Source organism: Niveispirillum sp. CC-CTL257 (assembly GCF_059489915.1).
Genome location: NZ_JCAJXE010000001.1, coordinates 2779250 through 2798893, shown reverse-complemented (window position 1 = coordinate 2798893; position 19644 = coordinate 2779250). Strand labels below are relative to the sequence as shown.

Genomic DNA, 19644 nt, shown 5'->3' with positions numbered 1-19644 from the left:
CACGGCGTGGCCGCACCCCGGGCGGATGGCGAACTGATCGCCGACCTTGAACGGTCGGGCATGCCGAAAGACGCGGCAGAACAGTTCGCCGCCGACCTCCGGGCGGCCGAAGGCACAGGCGCGGAGACCTGCCCGATCCGGCCTGATTGCTGGGACATCGTCATGGCGTGGCGCGTGGTCGCCACGCAATGGCGTGTCGCCGCCCTGGGTGGAATGGGGGGCGGCGTCGCGTGGCTGGGCCTGGATTATTCAGGCGTGGCCGCCGGGCTGGCGGGGATGGAAATCCCCGCCACGCCTGATCTCTGGTGGGGCCTGCGCGTCATGGAGGCCGCGGCCAAGGAGGAGCTGAACCGATGAGCGGTCCCAACACAATCACCATCCAGGTGGACAATAGCGGCGCCCTGACGGCCATCCGAGAGGTGACCGGGGCTATCCAGGTGCTGGCGGAGCAGGCGCGCACCACACAGCAGGCCATCACGGCCTTGACCCAGGCGGCCAGCGGCATCGCCGCTGCCACGGGGGCTGCGCGCACCGTCACACAGGTCACTGCCGCCCCGGCGGGCGCGCAGAAAGTCCCGGCGCAACCGGTCGCCGCCAATCCCGCGCAACCGGCCAAATCCATTGACGACCAGCGCAAGGAAGCCGGCGCCGCCATCGCGAAACAGGCCGAGACACAGCAGCGGCTGAACGCAATCCAACGGCTGGAAACCGAGGGTAGTGCCCAGGCGCGCGTGGCGCTGGTGGAACTGACCAAGGCCCGTGATCTGGCCAATCTGGCTGCCGAGGAGGAACTGGCCATTGCCGGTGCCACGGCGGGGCAATTGGGCGAACTTGTCGCGCATTACGCCCAGAAGCGTGCGGCCATTCTGACCGATGCCGACATTCAGAAGGAGGCAGCGCAGAAGGGTCTGGCCGAGGCTGAGGCCTCCAAGAAGCAGCTGGAAACCATCACCAAGGGCTGGAGCGACGCCCTGCTGGCCGAGATCATGGGCAAAACCGGGTCCATGAAGAAGGCCATCAAGAATCTGTTCAAGCAGATCGCCTCCGAAGCCATCAAGAGCCGCGTGATCGTGCCGATCACCGGGCTGATCACCTCCGTCGCGGGGGCCGCGGGCATTTCCAGCCTGCTGGGCACCACCACGCCTGCTGCCGCCGGGGGGGCCGCCGGCACCGCACCGGGCAGCACCAGTATCCTCGACAGCCTGACAGGCGGTCTGGACAAGATCGTGGGCGGCCTGGAAAAGGGCTTCGGCAAGCTGGGCGAAACGCTGTTCGGCCTGCCCGGTAAACGCGGCACTGCCACAGAGGGGTTGTTTGGCCGCGCGGGCGAACTGTTTGGCTCCACCGACCTGGCCCAGGGTGTCACAGGGGCGCTGGGCGGCGCCGGCCTGGGCGCCACCGCCGCCGGCCTTCTGGGTGCCTTGGGCATTGGCAAGGGCAATACCAAGGGTGGCGCCATCGGGGGTGCTGTTGGCGGGGCCGTGGGCAGCATTTTCGGCCCCCTGGGCACGACGGTGGGCAGCCTGCTGGGCGGGGCCATCGGGTCGCTGTTCGGGGGCAAGCCGTCCAACAAGGAAGGCAGCGCCACCATCGACCTAAACAGCGGCAATGTCGCCATCGGCGGCTTCACGGGCAAGAAATTCAGCCAGGAAAACCGCGATCAGGCCTCGGGCATCGCCAATCAGGTCCTGTCGATCAAAAGCGCACTGGAAAAAGGTTTCGGCGCGCGGATCACGGGCACCCTGGCCGTGGGGGCGGGCGACCGCGACGGCCTGTTCGCGACCGCTATCAACAGTTCGGCGCGCACCAAATTCAAGGATGACAAGGAGGGCCAGCAGCAGCTCATGGCCTATGTCACGGGGCAGTTCGTGACCGCCATCCGCGATCAGCTGCCGCCCGCCATGTCGGCGGCGCTGGCCCGTGTCGATTTCAAGGACATGGAAAAGGCCATTGCCGACCTGGATTTCATCCGCAATTTCGAAGACAGCCTGTCGGCCCTGGGCGAGGGGATGGGCGTGGTCAACAAGGTCACCCGCGAGGCCAAGGCCGAGGTGGATGACCAGATCCAGGCCCTGAAGGATTTCAAGGAAAAGACCGCCCGCCTGTTCCCCGACGATGTGGATCGCGCGGCCACCGCCATGCGCGCCTATGTCGAGGAACTGGTCGGCATCACCGACGCCGCCGAACCCATGACCCAGGTGGAGACCGCCCTGATGGCGCTCCAGGCCCGGTTCGAAGCCTACAAGCCCTTGCTGGAAGAGGTGGGCTACACGGCAGAACAGGCGCAGACCGCCATCGCCAACGGCCTGCAAAAGGCCAAGGGCACGTTGCGGGATGAGTTCAACAATAATCTGGACCGGCAGTATAACGAGCTGACAGGCAAGGGTTATGTCAACCAGATCAACGATCTGGTGAAAACCCGCGACGCCGGTCGCCGCGATGCCGTTGCCCTGGGCGTGACGTCGGAGAAGGTTGACCGCAATTTCGGTGCCGCCCTGGACAGCCAGTTCGCGGGCCTGGACAGCGCCGCCCTGAACGATATCAAGACGCAATTCCAGGATATGGCCCCTGTGGTGGAGGCCGCCGACCGCGCCCTGGCCAAGCTGAATGGTGCGGTCCAGGACGCCGCCGCACAAAGCCAGATCGCCCGCGACCGCCGCGCGTTAGAAATCCAGCTCATGGAGATGCAGGGCAAGAGCGCCGAGGCGCTGGCCGCCCGTCGCGCCGATGAACTGGCCGCTGCTGACGCCTCTCTGCGCCCGTTGATCGAACAGCGTCACGCGCTGGAGGATGCGGCCAAGGCGACGGAACTGGCAACCAGCCGTCGCGCCCTCGAAATCCAGATCATGGAGATGCAGGGCAAGGGGGCAGAGGCGCTGGCGGCGCGGCGTGCCGATGAACTGGCCGCTGCTGACGCCTCTCTGCGCCCGTTGATCGAACAGCGTCACGCGCTGGAGGACGCGGCCAAGGCGACGGAACTGGCAACCAGCCGCCGCGCCCTGGAAATCCAGATCATGGAGATGCAGGGCAAGGGGGCAGAGGCGCTGGCCGCCCGTCGTGCCGATGAACTGGCCGCTGCTGACGCCACCTTGCGTCCGCTGATCGAACAGCGCCACGCGCTGGAGGATGCGGCCAAGGCGACGGAACTGGCAACCAGCCGCCGCGCGTTGGAAATCCAGATCATGGAGATGCAGGGCAAGGGGGCAGAGGCCCTGGCCGCCCGTCGCGCCGATGAACTGGCCGCTGCTGACGCCACCTTGCGCCCGCTGATCGAACAGCGTCACGTGCTGGAGGATGCCGCCAAGGCGACGGAACTGGCGACCAGCCGCCGCGCCCTGGAAATCCAGATCATGGAGATGCAGGGCAAGAGCGCCGAGGCCCTGGCGGCCCGTCGCGCCGATGAACTGGCCGCTGCTGACGCCTCTCTGCGCCCCTTGATCGAACAGCGTCACGTGCTGGAGGACGCGGCCAAGGCGACGGAGCTGACGAACAGCCGCCGCGCCCTGGAAATCCAGATCATGGAGATGCAGGGCAAGAGCGCCGAGGCCCTGGCGGCCCGGCGTGCCGATGAATTGGCCGCTGCCGATGCCTCTCTGCGCCCGCTGATTGCCCGCCGCCACGCGTTGGAGGATGAGGCCAGGGCGGCGGAACTGGCCCGCGCCGCGCGCGGCCAGGAAATTCAGATCCTGGAACTGCAAGGCCACAGCAGCGCCGCCCTGGCCCTGCGTCGCCGGGAGGAACTGGACGCCGCCGATGCTGCCCTTCGGCCCATGATTGCCTATCGCCACGCGCTGGAGGATGAGGCGGCGGCCCGCGCGGCCTCGCTGGCCCTGTCGGACCGGCTGTTCAACGCCACCAACGACGCCACCAGCCTGACCGGTGCCCTGGCTGCCTTTGACCGCAATGCCGCGCGGGAACGGGAAGAGGCGGCGAGAACCGCTGGCGTCAATCTGGCCCTGCTGGAACAGGCGCTGGGGGCCGAGCGCGCCCGCATCATCAAGGATTTCAACGACAAGACCATCGAAGAGGCCCAGGCCAAGGCCGATCAGGCCCGCGATACCCTGATCGCCGCCTATGAGCGGGAGGCCGATGCCGCCCGCAACTTGGCCGCCTCCTGGAAACAGGCGGGGGATAGCATCCGCGCCGCCCTGACCGGTGATCAGCTGTCCGACCAATATTCCGGCCTGAACCCCGAACAGCGGGCAAAGCTGGCGGAAGAGGAGCTGCGCCGTCTGGCGGCCCGCGCCAAGGATAGCAGCCTGTCGGCGGATGAGCGTCTGGCCGCCGCCCAGGCCTTGCCAGAGGCGCGCCGCGCCTTCCTGGATGCTGTCCGCCCGCTTTATGAGGGGACGGAACGCTGGGGGGCCGCCCTGGACCTGTCGGCGCAATTGCTGGATGGTGTCGCCCTGGCGGCCACGCGGGAAGTGGATATCGCCCAGCAACAGGTCGATCTGGCGCAGCAGCAATTGACGGCGCTGGGCGTGGTCAACCAATCGGTGCTGTCGGTGACCCAGGCGCTTGCCGATTATCAGGCGGCCCAGGCACAGGCGGCGGCGGCGCGTGCCGCCGCACAGGCCCCAGTGCCTGCCCCCGCCAGCCCCGCCGGCGTGCCCGCCAATACCAACCAGCCCACCCTGACGCGTGAGAAGCTGAAGGCCGACCTGGAGGCGGTGGCCCTCGCGGGGGGCACCCCGTTCGGCACGGAGACCATTAAACAGTTCCAGGGTTCCAATGGCCGCACGCTGAGCCTGTTCCAGAGTGATCTGGACAGCCGGCCCGTGGAATACCTGTCGGAAATGGCCCGACAGCTGGGACTGGCCGGGTATCAGCAGGGCGGCGTCGTCGGCAATGGCATCCGGGGCGTGGATAGCGTCCTGGCCCGGTATCAGGATGGCGGCTTCATCGGTCTGGCGGGGGGTGAGTTCGTCACCCGTTCGGCATCGGTGACGCCCGACACGCTGCCGCTGCTGCGCGCCATCAATGACAGCGGGCGTCCGCCGCCCGTCCTGTCCGGTATCCCCGATACGGGCCGCCTGGAACGGCTGCTGCAAGACCTGCTGGTCCAGACCAGCAGCGGTGACCGCACCCTGACCGAGGTGAATGCCCGTGGGTATGAGGCGCTGATCACCCGCCTGGAAGGGCTGTTGTCCCAGGGCCAGGAACAGGCCGCCGACCGCCGGAGGGCCGCACGATGAGCGCGCGCACCAACATCATCCATCTGGTGGACTGGACCGTCTGGAACAACCTGACCGGCACCACAGAGGTCTGGCGCTTTACCGAGGCGCGGGACGGGTATCGCCAGGGGGCCACGCAATGGCTGCCCAACCTGATCGCCGGTCCCGTCCTGGGTCAGCATCTGTGCGGCGACAGCCTGGGCAGCCCCGCCACGCTGGAGATCGGGGACCTCAGCATCATCACCACCAGCCTGCCGCGCGGCCCCGGCAATGCCCGCTTCCCCGATGATTACAGTTTCGAAGGCCACCCGGTGGTCATCCGCCGGGGCACCGTGGGCACCCTGCCAGCATCCATGACCATCATGGTCAATGGCCTGTGCAATGAGGTGCAGCCCCAGAAAACCCGCCTGACCGGCCGCATCAGCGGGCGGGAGGCGCGGTACGATCAGCCGCTTGCCCCCACCTATGCCGGCACCGGCGGGGTGGAGGGTGGGGCCGACCGCACGGGCCGCCCCATGCCGTTTGGTGTGGGGTCCGTGGATGGGGTGGAAGGCGATTATCTGGGGCTGGTTGGCGGCCTGCATTCCTGGCGTCTGGCCCCGTCGCTGGCCGATGTCCGGGCCGGCTGGGTCGGCTGTTCGGCCCTGACCAAGGTGACGGGCACACCCAGCACGGGACAGTTCAGCGTCACCGCCGCCACCGGCCTGGTGCAGGTGGGCGGGGCGGCCCTGGCGGGTTTCCCCTACACCTGGGATGTCGATTATGATGCGGCCGGCAACCGCAGCATCGCGCATGGCTTGCAGAAACTGGCGCTGCGCGTGCCCGGCACGTCGATCCGCGCCGGTGCCGTCGCGGCGTTGGCATCATCCCTGCCCGATGATATCGGCTGGTGCTGGACGGGCGAGGTCACGGTGCGTCAGGCCCTGACCGATCTGGCCTCCCGCTCGCTCTGCTGGTGGCTGGAGGATGCGGCGGGCCTGCTGGATATGGGGGCACTCGCCATTCCCGCCGGGGCCGTGTCGGTGGCGGATTTCGACCGCCAGACCATTGTGCGCGGGTCGGCCCGGCTGTCATCCGGCTGGCCCTCTGCCGGCGGTCTGATCCCGTCGCGCATCGACCTTGCCTATGGATACTGCCCGCGTGTCCACAGCGCGCAGGAGGTGCAGGGGGCCGCCGATGCCAGCCGCCGCACCTATGCCACGCTGGCATGGCGTCAGGCGGGGGCCAGCCTGTCCGGCCCCGCCGGTGCGCGCCCCGCCGCACAGCCGCTGCTGATGGAGACCCCGCTGCGCAGTGCGGCGGCGGCAGCGGCAGAGGCGGCGCGGCGGGCGGCGTTCGGCCCTGTCCGGTTCCTGGATCTGCGTGTCCTGGGCGATGTCGTGCCGCGCGGGTCCATCGTCACCGTTACCCTGGATTATCCCGGCCTGCGCAGCCCGAAAAAGGCCCGCATCCTGTCCGTCGTCCCCAGGCCGCGCGGGGGCGCGGCCGATTACCGCCTCTGGGTGTCGCCATGACCATCACACCGCTGATCCTGATCGGCCATTCCAACCGCGTGCCGTCTGCCACCCTCACCGGCGGTTCCTGGACCGGCAGCCGCGATCTGGTGAAGACGCGGCCCACGGGCACCCGCCTGATCGCCACGTCCAACGCGCCCACATCCACGAAACTGACGCTCACCTGGACCCGGCCACAGCCCATCCAGATGCTGGCCGTCGTGGGCCATAATGGCAGCCGCAACGGCCTGATGCGCTGGTCCGCCTATGAGGGCGCGACGCTTCGCTATCAGGGCGCGTGGCTGGACATGAAGGCCCCGGTCGCCAGCACCTATGCCCTCTCCTGGTACGATTTCGGCCTGTTCACGGGCAAGCCAGAGGATGAGTTCTACGCCCGCTATCCGTCGCAGGTCTTCGACTACCTGCCCGCCACCATCGGGGCCGACCGGATCGAACTGGAATTCGACGATCAGACGAATGCCGAGGCCCTGTCCATCGGCTTCATCGCGGCCATGCAGGTCTGGCAGCCCTCAGTGGCCCCGGAATGGCCGCTTTCCATCAGCCCGCGAACCGTGTCGGAGATGGAGGTGACGGAAGGCGATGTGGAGTTGGGGGTGGAGGGCGCGCCCGTGCGCGAAACCCGCCTGTCCTTTGCCCATCTGCCAGAGGCCGACGGCATCCGCCTGAACCGTATCCAGCGCGAAGCGGGCGAAACCGGCGAGCTCTGGCTCGATATCGACCCACAGGCCCAGGGCGCCATGACCGCCTATGACCGCGCCATGCTGTGCCGGCAGGTCGACCCCGAGGGCGTGACCTTCAACGAGTTCTGGCGCGCCTCGGGCGCCCGCCTGTTCCGGGAGGTTTTTTAAGGGGGCTTTCGCGTTCCCTCAAGCGCCGGGCGCCGCCATCCGGCGGCTTGGGCTTACGCGGCACGTGCCGCGCGGCGGCGGTCGCCGCCGTTTGGGTGCCCCTTCTTCTTCGTTGTTCAATCATCCAACCCTGTCAAGGAGTTGCGCAGATGCCCGCATCCCCCGCCCTGACCCGCCTGTCCAGCGGGCACTATAATACCGGCGACTGGAACGCCACCACCAACCAGGGCGGCATGGGCGGCGACGGCCACCGCCAGGCCCTCGTCCCGCCCAAGCCGCCGCAGACGGGAAACTACCCCGTCCTGACCAGCGATATCGCGGCGGTGGCGGCGGAGCTGGCGGGGGCTGCCGGTGATGCGGCGGATTCCGCGGCACTGGCCGTCGCCTCGGCAGCAGCGGTGGCCGATCTGCAAAACCGTCTTTTCATTCAAGCCACCGATCCCGGCCCTGTCGGCGCCGGCAAGGTCTGGGCCGCCACGGACGGCCTGCTGCGCGTCCGGTCTGCCGATAACAGCACTTGGTCGGTGATCGTGCTGCCGTCCCTGGCCACCGATCTGGCCGCCGGCCTCGTGCGGCTGGCCACGCCGACCCAGGCCTTTGACGGTGCTGCGTCCGATCTGGCCGTCACCCCGGCTGGTCTTTCCCCCTTCATCCGGGCCGCCCTGTCGGCCCCCTATCACCAAGGAGCGATCTGATGGCCACGACCCCTTCCTATGCCGCCACGCCCGTCCTGGACCTGGCACGCCTGTCCGCCGCCAATACCAACCGCGACGGCACCGGCACCCTGCTGACCGTGGCCACCGGCACGACGGCGGGCAAGCGCCTGTCCCGCGTCCTGGTCTCGGCCACGGGCACCACGACTGCGGGCATGATCCGCTTCTTCCTGTCCACCGACAATGGCACCACCAACCGCCTTGTCGCCGAACTGCCCGTCACGGCCATCACGCCCTCGGGCACGGTCGCGTCCTTCACGGGGCAGGTTGACCGCCTGTCCGGCCTGATCCTGCCCGGCACCACAGCCTTGCTGCGGGCCACCACCCATAATGCCGAAACGTTCGACATCACCGTCGAAAGCGCGGGGCTCTGACCATGCAGAACGGTATCTTCGCACCGCCCAATGGCGGCTTCACCGGCGCCACCCCCCACCGGGATGGCCAACCGGGCCCCGTGCCGGCACCAAAGGCGGGGCAGCAGGGGGCGTTCCTGCGCGCCAGCGGCACTTGGGAGCGGCCGCCCTTTGAAGGGGATGCGGCGACGAATGCGCTGTCCTCCGATCTGGCGCTGACCGCCAGCAGTCCGCGCGCCCTGTCCGTCGCCCCCACCACCGTCAACCGGGCGGTGACCCTGCCTGACGCGACGACCATGCCGCTGGCCGGTGGGCCGGTATTCATCATCGCGAATGCCGGCACCGTGCCGATGCAGGTCCGCACATATCTTGGCGTCACGCCGGTGGCGGAACTGGCCCCCGGTCAGATCGCCGCCATCACCTTGATATCCAAAACCACGGCCGATGGCGCGTGGCGGGCCGCCGTGTCGCAGATGGGCATCGCTGCCCAAGGAACCATCTTCGGCGGTCGCCAGGTCCTGCAGACCATTCAACCGAGCAACATCAACCTCTACCCGTCATCATCGCCGACCAAATACCTGCTGTCATATTTCTTCAGCAGCAACGTGTATGGCGCGATTCTGACCGTGACCGGCAAGGATATCGCCATCAGCACGCCCGTGGCGGTTGGCGCATACAGTTCGACGGACGGCGGGCAGATTTGTCTGCTGTCGGACACGACGGCCATCGCCGTGGTGTGGGACAGCAGCGTGCAAATCATCAAAATCTATGGCTACGCGGTCAACCTCACCACGGGTGTGCTGACGCCCGTGGGATCGGCAGTTAATCTCAGCGCGGTTGTGACATCGCCACCTCACCCCGTTCGGTTGAACAAGGTGACGGGGCAAGTCGCGCTCGTGTCCTGGAACGGCGGCAGCAGCGGAACGAACCTGTGCTGCGCCCTGGTAAGGTTCGATGGCACCACCGTCACGGCGGGCGCGATCACCAGCGGTATTGACACACCGGGAAACGGCAGCTGGATAAATAACGTCGTTCTCAGCGCGACGAAGGCGCACTTGTACTGCTATCGCGGCACAAATTCAGATCATCGCGTCAGGGAACTGACCCTGGATACCGGTGCTCTCACGATTGCGGTGGGTGCGGTCGCGACACTGGGCGGGTCTCTTGTAAGTAGCGACGCACACCTGGTAGCCGTAGACGCCACCTATTCACTGCTGCTTGCGAGGCATACGTCGGGAGGGCCCCAGACGCGTGCAGTGTTCTTCAACGGTGCCAGCCTTAGCGGGCCGCACCAAACGGTTTCCACCGAGAGTTTTAGCCGTCTTCTGCCCGCCACGTGGGGAGGCGCCAATCCTCTGATGACCCTGATTTGCACCGATACCGCCACAGGCTTCTACAAGACCTACGCCGTCGATATGTTCATGCTGGCCGCCAATCCGTACCCAATCGTTGATGATCAGGTACCTCGCCGAATTGCGGTGACGGTTTCGCCTGCTCTGAACCCCGGCAGCTTTCTTTCCGCCTTCGCCCGGGTCGGGACCCAGGGCGTCTATGTCTGTCTGGATCAGACGGTCGGCGGCTATCTGTCCGCCTTCACGATGGAGCGACTGTGATGATGACCGCATGTCTGCGTGCCGCCGACCGCGTGGTGCTGTTTGTCGGTGTCGATCTGGTGCTCGATGAGGCAGGTGAGGGGCAGGTGCTGGCCGGCGATGGCTGGACCTATCGCGCTGCCGCTGGCGATCTCGTGCTTGAGCAGGTCGCCAATGTGCCTGCCGCCTGGATTGGTGGTGGCTGGAGCCTCAGCGAGGCGGGGGACTGGGAGGTGCATGATCAGGCTTTGGTCGATGCGGCCGAAATGGCGGCGACCCGCGATTTGGCCGAGGCGCGGTCGGCGAAGCTCGCCGCGCTGGCCGCATACCGCTACGACCGTGAGGTCGCAGGCACGTTGGTCAGCGGGGTAGAGGTCCGCACGGACCGGGAGAGCCAGGCTCTGCTGACCGGGGCTGCTGTCGCGGCCATGCTGAACAGTGAATATGAGGTCGCATGGAAGGCAGCGGGGGGGTGGGTGACACTCGACGCCGCGTCAATCATTGCCCTCGCCTCCGCAGTGCGCGCGCATGTTCAATCTTGCTTCGACCGAGAACGGGTGCTGTCGCAGAAGATCGAGGCTGTACTGACAGCAGAGGAATTGGAGGCGATTGACATCACCAGCGGATGGCCGATAGCAGGCTCTTAGAAGCCAGTTAACCGGCTTGCAGTCGAGGTTGAAGTGTTCCAGAGCCGTGTGCCGCTCACTCCAAAACCATTTGGTGGACTTTTGCCATCACATCCGCCCTGACCTAGCCCCCCACCCCGCCGGTATCAAACCAGCGCGGGCGGGGGATCAAAGCGGGGGAGGGGGAATACTTGCCGTCTCTACGGGCCACCTCATTGGCCCCACTCACCCCGCCCCAACTGGCCCCCCGCGTGACGGCCACGTCCGGTTCCCGCTGGACGGCGGGGGTGGGGGGAGGGGCATAATGCCGGTCCTTCCGTTCGGACCCTGGTGAAGGCAATAAACGCATGATCGGCATTTCTGCTTCTCCCACCCGCCGCCAGCTTCTGGCCGGGACCGCGTCACTGGCGATGATGGGGCTGGCCCCCGGCGTGCGCGCCGCAGCGGGTGACGCCACCGCGAAAGCGCAGAGTTTCCTGGATCAGCTGACCGAGCAGATACTGGCCTGGTATCCGGAAAACGCCACGCAGCTGGGCATCGACAAGGATGCCCGCGCCGGCCTGCGCGCACAGCTGGGTGATCGGTCGCTGGCCGGGATCGAGGCGCAGCGTGGGGCGGTGAAGACGCAGCTGGCCGCCGTGAAGGCCCTGGACCGCAGCGGTCTTACGGCGGAGATGCAGGCCAATCTGGAGGTGGCGCAGGCCACGCTGGAACTGTCGGATAGCGGCCATGGCTTCCGCTTCGGCGATATGGCGCTGCTGAACCAGAGCTATTCCTATCGCAACAGCCCCTATGCCGTGGCCCAGAATCTGGGCGCCTTTGTCGAGGTGCCGGACTTCCTGACCAGCCAGCACAAGATCGAGCGCAGGGAGGATGCCGACAGCTACCTGTCGCGCCTGACCCAATATGCCACAGCACTGGATGCGGAGACGGAGCGGCTGCGAGCGGAAGGCGGGCAGGGTGTCACCCTGCCGGATTTCCTGCTGGACAAGGCCGTCGGCCAATATACCCGCGCCATCGCCGCCCCCGCCGCGGAATGGGAGATCGTGAAACATTTCGAGGCGGGTGCGAAGCAGGTGGGCCATGCCAAGCCGGGCGAGGCACTGTCCATCGTCACAGACAAGGTGTTGCCGGCCCTGAAACGTCAGCAGGCGGTGATGGAGGAACAGCGCCGCACCGCGCGCGGCGATGCCGGCGTCTGGGCCCTGCCCCAGGGCGCGGATTATTACGCCTGGGCGTTGAGTGCGGCCACCACCACCAGCCTGTCCCCGGACGAGGTGCATGCCATGGGGCTGGAGCAGCTGAAAATGCTGCAATCCCGCATGGAACCGCTGCTGCGCGCCCAGGGTCTGACCCAGGGGACGGTGGGTGAACGTATGGCCGCCCTGGGCAAGGACCCCAAATATCTGTGGCCCAATGATGATAAGGGCCGCGCCGACCTGCTTTCCTATATCAATGGCCGGGTGGATGATATCCGCACCCGCATGCCGCAGGCCTTCACGGTACTGGTGCCGGGCAAGCTGGTGGTCAAGCGCGTGCCCGTTTCCATCGAGGCGGGCGCCCCCGGCGGCTATGCCAGTGCCGGGTCGATGGATGGCAGCCAGCCCGGTTCCTACTACATCAACCTGCGTGATACGGCCATCTGGCCCCGTCATGCCCTGCCCACGCTGTCCTATCACGAGGGTATTCCCGGCCATATCTGGCAGGGAGAATATAGCTACAAGCTGCCGCTGATCCGCACCCTGCTGGCCTATAGCGCCTATACCGAGGGCTGGGCGCTTTATGCCGAACAACTGGCGGACGAGCTGGGCGTGTACAACGAGGACCCGGTGGGACAGCTGGGTTACCTGCAATCCATGGCGTTTCGCGCCTGCCGGCTGGTGGTCGATACCGGTATCCATGCCAAGCGCTGGACCCGTGACCAAGCCATTGAGTGGTTTGCCACCAACAATGGCTCCACCCGCACCCAGGTGACGGGGGAGGTGGACCGCTACTGCTCCTGGCCGGGCCAGGCCTGCGCCTACAAGATCGGGCATACGGCCATCAACCGCGTGCGCGACAATCTGAAGGCCAAGCTGGGGCCCAAATATGATTTCCGCCGCTTCAATGACGCGCTGGTCATGACGGGTAATGTGCCGCTGTCCCGGCTGGAGGCGCTGGTGGAGGGGCGGTTGACGGCATGACCGCCCTTATTCAGCGATAAAGTCAGAACATTGTTCCATGATGGCGGGGCATGGCACCTTGCGCCGGCCCCGCCTTGCCCCTACTTTCATTTCCATGCGTTTCCTTGCGACCCTTCTGCTGCTGGCGGCATTCCTGATGAATGTCCCTGGGCTCCACGCCCGGGACCTGTCGCACAGCCATGGCCAGACGGGGCATGACCGAACGGGCCAGACGCAGATGCTGGCCGGGGCGGAGCATGCGCCCATGGGCAAGCTCTCCATGGATTGCCACCATGAATGCAGCCACATCCATGTGGCCGACCGCGCCCGCGCTGCGCGGGTGGTGGAACCCGTGGTCTGGGGCATGACGGCCTATCCGGTGGAGGCCCCCGTGCTGCCCGAAAGTGCCGAGCCGGCCCTTCCCGACGAACCCCCGCGCGCCTGACGAACCGATCCCCGTCGCCGCCGCCCTGACCGGGCGGCCCGGTATCCGTTCGTCATTGCGGAGTATTCATGCGGCTGCATCATGCGGTCGCCCTGGCGATTTCCATCGCCGGGGCCCCGGCGGCATGGGCGCAATCCACGCCCGTCGCCCCCACCACCCTGTCTCCAACGCAAACCCTTCTGACCCCTGACACTGCCATCGCGCTGGCGCTTGAGCATGCGCCGCGCGGTGCGGCGGCGCGTGCCCGGCTGGATGCTGCTGGCGCAGCCGTCGATCAGGCCGATACCAGCCCCAATCCGGAAATCGGGTTCGAACTGGAAAATTTTTCTGGCTCCGGCCCCTATCGTGATTTCCGGTCGTCGGAGCGTACCTACAGCCTGTCGCAGACCATCGAATTGGGCGGCAAGCGCAGCCGGCGCACTGATGCCGCCCGTGCCGCCCGCGATTGGGCGGCGGCCGATCTGGCGCTGGCCCGGCTGGACCTGGCGCGCGATGTGCGGCTGGCCCTGTCGGAGGCGGTGGCAGCATCGCGGCAGGTGGCCCTGACCCAGGACGGTCTGCGGCTGGCTGTGGCGGTACAGGACAGCATCAAGGCGCGGGTGGAGGCGGGGCGGGAGGCCCCCATTCAGGCATCCCGCGCCGACATCACCCGGCGTCAGGCGCAACTGGCCCTGGATCAGGCCAACCGCCGCCTGACCATCGCGCGCCAGACACTGGCTGGCCTGACGGGCCTATCCCCCGCCGCCATCACCCTGGATGAAGGCTGGTTCACCCGCATTGACGCCGACGCTGCCGCAGCCAGCGGTGATGGGGCCGACCTGCGCCGGCGTCAGGCCGACGTGGCGCGGGGGCGGGCGGAATTGTCGGTGGAACAGGCCAAGGCGATCCCCGACGTGACCCTGTCCGCCGGCTTCCGGCAGTTCCGGGAGGATGGGGAGAATGCCTTCCTGGTGGGGGTATCGGTGCCCATCCCGATCTTTGACAGCAACCGGGGGGGCATTGCCAAGGCGCGGGCCGATCTGGTGGCGGCGGAGGCGGACCTTGCTGCCGAACGCATCGACCTGGACCGCCGCACCCATGCCGCCCGCGCCAATCTGGTTGCCGCCCGCGAGACCGCCCGCACGCTTCAGGACAGCATCATCCCGACCGCCGAACAGGCCTTTGGTCTGGCCAATGAAGGCTATGCCCAGGGCAAGTTCGCGTATCTGGAGGTGCTGGAGGCACAGCGGACCCTGGTCGATGCACGCACCGATCTGATCAACGCCCTGCAGGGCTTCCACGACGCGCGGGCCGAACTTGACCGGCTGACCGCCCCGGACATTGAGGTGTCCCCATGAATATCACGAAGAAGCATGTCCTGATCGGCGTCTCCGCCATCGCCCTGCTGCTGGCCGGCGGTTTTGTGGTCAAGAGCTTTACAGGCGCTCCCCAGCCCGTCGCCGCCAAGGCCGGCGACGGCCATGACCATGGAGAGGGCGAGGAGGAACATGGGGAGGAGGGTGGCGCCATCCATATGGACGCCGCTACCATCACCCGGTCCAAGATCACGCTGGTGGAGGCTGCCCCCGCGCCCGTGTCCCGCGACATCCGCGTCACAGGCACGGTTGTGGCCGACGCTGACAAGATGGTGCATGTCACCCTGCGCGTGTCCGGTATCGTGACGGAGGTGCATAAGCGCCTGGGTGAGCCGGTACAGCCGGGCGACGTGCTGCTGGTGCTGGACAGCCGTGATCTGGCCGACGCCAAGGCGGAATATCTGTCCGCCCTGCGCCAGAACACATTGGCCGCCACGACCCTGTCGCGGGAAGAGGGGCTGTGGCGCAAGCAGGTATCGGCGGAACAGGATTACCTGACCGCCCGCGCCGCCGCCGAAACCGCCGCCATTGCCTTGGCTGCCGCGAAGCAGCGCCTGACGGTGCTGGGCCTGTCGCCGGCGGAGATTGCGGGGCTGGACAAGCAGCCCTTCAGCCTGGGTCGGCTGGAAGTGCGCTCGCCCATTGCGGGCCGCATCATCGGTCGGGAGGCGGTGCGGGGCGAGTTGCTGGCCGCTGAAAAAGAGGTCTTCTCCGTCGCTGACCTGTCCAGCGTCTGGGTCGAACTTCCCGTCTATGCCGCCGACCTGCCCGCTGTGAAGGAGGGCCAGCCCGTCAGCCTGACCGGCCAGGGCGGGCGCAGTGCGGAGGGCAAGGTGGTCGCCGCCGGCGCCACGCTGGACCCGCAGACGGGGGCCGCCCGCGTTGTGGCCGCCTTGAACAACAAAGATGGCGAATGGCGTCCGGGCGATTTCGGGTCCGGCAGCATCCAGGCGGGCGGGGAGATGGCGGACATCGCCGTCCCGTCCAGCGCCTTGCAGGTGCTGAACGGTGACACAGTCGTTTTTGTCCGCAATGCGGAAGGGTTTGAGCCGCGCGTGGTGGAGGTGGGGCGGCGCAACAGCCGCTTTGCCGAGATCATTTTCGGCCTGTTCCCCGGCGAACAGGTGGCGACGGGCAATACCTTCCTGCTGAAGGCCGAAGCCTCGCGTGGGGAAGCATCCCACAGCCATGCGCATTGACGGGAGGGGATGATGATCGAACCCATCCTGTCCTTCGCCATCCGCCGCCGCGTGCTGGTGGTGCTGCTGGTGGCGGTATTGGCGGCGTTCGGGGCGCGTTCACTGCTGAACCTGCCCATCGATGCCGTTCCCGACATCACCAACAACCAGATCCAGATCACCACCCTGGCCCCGGCCTTGTCGCCGTTTGAGGTGGAACAGCAGGTGACCTATCCCGTCGAAACCGCGCTGGCCGGGATCGCGGGGCTGGAGGATACCCGCTCCATCTCCGTCAATGGCCTGTCGCAGGTGACTGCCATCTTTGAAGAAAAGGTCGATATCTATTTCGCCCGCCAGCAGGTGGCCGAACGGCTGGGCGAAGCGCGCGACCGCCTGCCCCCCGGCCTGACGCCCACCATGGGCCCGATCTCCACGGGTCTGGGTGAGGTTTATATGTGGACCGTCGAATATGCGCCCTTTGATGCCAAAAAGGCCAAGGCCGGTGCCGCCGGCTGGCAGCCCGACGGGTCGTATCTGACGCCCGAGGGTGAGCGCCTGACGAATGAGGTGGAGCGGGCCACCTATCTGCGCACGGTCCAGGACTGGATCGTGGCCCCGCAGATGAAAGGCGTGCGCGGTGTGGCCGGGATCGACACGATCGGCGGCCATGTAAGGCAATATCACGTGTTGCCAGATCCGGCCCGGCTGGTCAGTTTCGGCCTGACCTTCGCCGATCTGGGCACGGCCCTGGAACGCGCCAACCAGAGCCTGGGTGCGGGCCAGATGGAGCGGAACGGAGAGCTGTTCATCGTCCGCTCCGACGGTCGCATCTCCACCGCCGAACAAATCGCCGGCACCGTCATCGCCACGCGCGGCGGCGTGCCCGTGCGCCTGTCCGATGTGGCGACGGTGCAGACCGGTCAGGAACTGCGGACGGGCAGCGCCAGTGAGAATGGGCGCGAGGTGGTGGTGGGTACGGCCCTGATGCTGATCGGGCAGAATAGCCGCACTGTCGCCGATGCCGTGGATGCCAAGCTTCAGGATATCCGCCGCTCCCTGCCCGCCGACATCATGGCGAAGACGGTGCTGGACCGTACCGATCTGGTGAATGCCACCATCAAGACGGTGGCGAAGAACCTGACCGAAGGGGCCTTGCTGGTCATCGCGGTTCTGTTCCTGCTGCTGGGCAATATCCGCGCGGCCCTGATCACGGCCCTGGTCATTCCCGTGACCATGCTGTTTACGGCCACAGGCATGCTGGAAGCCGGCGTCAGCGCCAATCTGATGAGCCTGGGTGCCTTGGATTTCGGCCTGATCGTCGACGGGGCGGTGATCATCGCGGAAAACTGCCTGCGCCGGCTGGGTGAAAGGCAGCATCATTTGGGCCGTGTTCTGACCCTGAATGAACGGCTGGCCGAAGTGATGGAAGCATCGAAGGAGATGATCCAGCCGTCGGTCTATGGCCAGGCCATCATCATCACCGTCTATCTGCCGCTGCTGACCTTCACCGGGGTTGAAGGCAAGATGTTCGAACCGATGGCGCTCACCGTCATCATCGCCCTGGTTGCGGCCTTCATCCTGTCTTTGACCCTGGTCCCCGCCCTGATCGCCCTGTTCGTGTCGGGCAGGGTGGAGGAGAAGGAGAATGCCATCATCCGCCGGGCCGGCGACTGGTACCGCCCCTGGCTGGACAAGGCCCTGGTGGCCCCGGCAAAGGCGGCGGGCTTTGCTGCGGCCCTGTTCGGCCTGTCGCTGCTGCTGTTCACGCAGTTAGGGCAGGAATTCATCCCGCAACTGGATGAAGGCGATGTGGCCCTGAACGCGTTCCGCATCCCCAGCACCAGCCTGGATCAGGCCACCGGCCAGCAGCTTGACATCGAAAAGGCTGTCACCGCCTTCCCGGAAATGGCCTTCGCCTTTTCCAAGACGGGTACCGCGGAGATCGGGACGGATGTGATGCCGCCCGGCATCTCCCACATGTTCGTGATGCTGAAGCCGCGCGACGCATGGCCCGATCCCGGCTTGTCCAAGGCGGAGTTGGTCGAGCGGCTAGAAAAGGCTGTGGGCAGCCTGCCGGGTCAGGTCTATGAGGTCAGCCAGCCCATCCAGCTTCGCTTCAACGAATTGCTGGCCGGCGTGCGCGGCGATGTCGCCATCAAGGTGTTCGGTGATGATTTCGAAACGCTGCTGACCAAAGCCAACCAGATCGCCGCCGCCATTCAGACAGTGCCGGGGGCGGCGGATGTGCGGGCCGAACAGGTGTCGGGGGCGTCGTTCCTGAATGTTGAGGTGGACCGCGACCGGGCATCCCGTTACGGCCTGTCGGTGGCCGACGTACAAGAGGTTCTGGCCATCGCGGTCGGCGGGCGTGAGGCGGGGCTGGTCTATCAGGGTGATCGCCGTTTCGATATCCTGGTCCGCCTGCCCGACGCCTTGCGCAATGACCCCGACGCCCTGGCCACCCTGCCGATACCCTTGGCAGAGGGGCGGACGGTGCCGCTGGGCGAGGTGGCAAGCATCCGCTTTGCCGAAGGTCCCAACCAGATCAGCCGCGAGAATGGCAAGCGCCGCATCGTGGTGCAGGCCAATGTCCGCGGTCGCGATATCGGGTCCTTCGTGGCCGAGGCGCAGGAAAAGCTGGCGGCTCAGGTGGCGGTGCCGGCCGGTTACTGGGTCACCTGGGGCGGGCAGTTCGAAAACCTGATCGCGGCGCGTGACCGGCTGATGATCGTGGTGCCGGCCTGCTTCGCCCTGATCTTCCTGCTGCTCTACAGCGCTTTGGGATCGGCCCGCGATGCGGTGCTGGTGTTCAGCGGCGTGCCACTGGCGCTGACGGGTGGCATCCTGGCGCTGTATTTGCGGGGCATGCCGTTCTCCATCTCCGCCGCGGTCGGCATGATCGCCCTGTCGGGCATCGCGGTGCTGAACGGTCTGGTCATGCTGTCCTTCATCCGGCAATTGCGGCTGAAGGGCATGGAACTGGATCAGGCGGTGCGGGAAGGGGCGATGACACGCCTGCGGCCCGTGCTGATGACCGCCCTGGTCGCCAGCCTGGGCTTTGTGCCCATGGCGCTGTCCACCTCTGTCGGGGCGGAGGTGCAGCGGCCCATCGCCACTGTCGTCATCGGCGGCCTGATCACCGCCACCTTGCTGACCCTGATCGTGCTGCCGGCGCTCTACCGCCGCTTTGCCGGTCCCGTCCTGGTCAGTTCCAGTAACGGGATCGAACCCCTTCCCGCACCTTCCCTGGATGAAAGGTAACCATCATGTTGAAGCCGTTCCTGACCGCCGCTCTGATCAGTTTGCTGCCCGTGTCCGGGGCGGTGGCTGCCGAAAAGGGCCATGACCATAGCCATGGCGAGGCCGAAAAGGGCAAGCATGGCGGCATCGTGCAGGATGTGGCGGGGGTGGAGGCCGAACTGCTCGTCACGCCCGGCACCATCGCCGTCTACCTGTCCGGCCATGGTGGTACACTGGTATCGGTAGAGGGTGCCATGGGCAGCGTCCTGCTGACCCAGGGCGCCAACCGCGTCGGCACCATCGCCCTGAAACCGGCGGGTGACCGTCTGGAAGGCAAGGGTGAGGTGCCGGCGGGTGCCGATATCGTCCTGAGCCTGCGCACCAGGGACGGCAAGACCGGTCAGGCCAAGTATGAAATGGGCGGCCACTTACATTGAGTTAAGC

At 66.8% G+C, this 19644-nt stretch carries 14 protein-coding genes; all 14 read left to right on the top strand.

Annotated elements, in window-relative coordinates; all coding sequences use genetic code 11:
* The first annotated feature begins 6 nt into the window (after nt 1–6).
* The 14 genes from ABC729_RS13105 to ABC729_RS13040 all read left to right on the top strand — a co-directional run bounded on the left by ABC729_RS13105 (nt 7) and on the right by ABC729_RS13040 (nt 19637).
* Nucleotides 7–357 (top strand): DUF1799 domain-containing protein, encoded by a 351-nt coding sequence (locus ABC729_RS13105; RefSeq protein WP_495608004.1) that lies wholly within the window; start codon nt 7–9, stop codon nt 355–357.
* Entirely contained in the window at nt 354–5195 is a 4842-nt protein-coding gene (locus tag ABC729_RS13100) for an AAA family ATPase (protein WP_495608003.1), read from the top strand. The genes ABC729_RS13105 and ABC729_RS13100 overlap by 4 nt, the downstream gene beginning before the upstream one ends.
* The gene (locus ABC729_RS13095) at nt 5192–6688 is read left to right on the top strand and encodes a hypothetical protein (RefSeq protein ID WP_495608002.1); all 1497 of its coding nucleotides are present in this window, start codon (nt 5192–5194) and stop codon (nt 6686–6688) included. The genes ABC729_RS13100 and ABC729_RS13095 overlap by 4 nt, the downstream gene beginning before the upstream one ends.
* Nucleotides 6685–7536: a hypothetical protein gene (locus ABC729_RS13090; protein ID WP_495608001.1), complete on the top strand. Its 852-nt coding sequence runs from the start codon at nt 6685–6687 to the stop codon at nt 7534–7536. The genes ABC729_RS13095 and ABC729_RS13090 overlap by 4 nt, the downstream gene beginning before the upstream one ends.
* A gap of 149 nt (nt 7537–7685) precedes the next feature.
* Nucleotides 7686–8231: a hypothetical protein gene (locus ABC729_RS13085; RefSeq protein WP_495608000.1), complete on the top strand. Its 546-nt coding sequence runs from the start codon at nt 7686–7688 to the stop codon at nt 8229–8231.
* Nucleotides 8231–8623, top strand: a complete 393-nt coding sequence (locus ABC729_RS13080; RefSeq protein ID WP_495607999.1) for a hypothetical protein — start codon at nt 8231–8233, stop codon at nt 8621–8623. The genes ABC729_RS13085 and ABC729_RS13080 overlap by 1 nt, the downstream gene beginning before the upstream one ends.
* A gap of 2 nt (nt 8624–8625) precedes the next feature.
* Nucleotides 8626–10215, top strand: coding sequence for a hypothetical protein (locus tag ABC729_RS13075; RefSeq protein WP_495607998.1), 1590 nt, complete (start codon nt 8626–8628; stop codon nt 10213–10215).
* Nucleotides 10215–10841 carry a DUF4376 domain-containing protein gene (locus tag ABC729_RS13070; RefSeq protein ID WP_495607997.1) on the top strand — a complete coding sequence of 209 codons (627 nt, stop codon included), beginning with the start codon at nt 10215–10217 and terminating at the stop codon, nt 10839–10841. The genes ABC729_RS13075 and ABC729_RS13070 overlap by 1 nt, the downstream gene beginning before the upstream one ends.
* Before the next feature lie 326 nt (nt 10842–11167).
* Nucleotides 11168–13003: a DUF885 domain-containing protein gene (locus ABC729_RS13065; RefSeq protein ID WP_495607996.1), complete on the top strand. Its 1836-nt coding sequence runs from the start codon at nt 11168–11170 to the stop codon at nt 13001–13003.
* A gap of 37 nt (nt 13004–13040) precedes the next feature.
* On the top strand, nt 13041–13427 hold the full coding sequence (locus tag ABC729_RS13060; RefSeq protein ID WP_495607995.1) for a hypothetical protein: 387 nt from the start codon (nt 13041–13043) through the stop codon (nt 13425–13427).
* A 68-nt stretch (nt 13428–13495) separates the two neighbouring features.
* Nucleotides 13496–14764, top strand: coding sequence for a TolC family protein (locus tag ABC729_RS13055; protein ID WP_495607994.1), 1269 nt, complete (start codon nt 13496–13498; stop codon nt 14762–14764).
* Nucleotides 14761–15981 carry an efflux RND transporter periplasmic adaptor subunit gene (locus ABC729_RS13050; RefSeq protein ID WP_495607993.1) on the top strand — a complete coding sequence of 407 codons (1221 nt, stop codon included), beginning with the start codon at nt 14761–14763 and terminating at the stop codon, nt 15979–15981. The genes ABC729_RS13055 and ABC729_RS13050 overlap by 4 nt, the downstream gene beginning before the upstream one ends.
* 9 nt (nt 15982–15990) lie before the next feature.
* Nucleotides 15991–19221: an efflux RND transporter permease subunit gene (locus ABC729_RS13045; protein WP_495607992.1), complete on the top strand. Its 3231-nt coding sequence runs from the start codon at nt 15991–15993 to the stop codon at nt 19219–19221.
* 5 nt (nt 19222–19226) lie between these two features.
* Nucleotides 19227–19637 (top strand): hypothetical protein, encoded by a 411-nt coding sequence (locus tag ABC729_RS13040; protein ID WP_495607991.1) that lies wholly within the window; start codon nt 19227–19229, stop codon nt 19635–19637.
* Nucleotides 19638–19644: the final 7 nt, after the last annotated feature.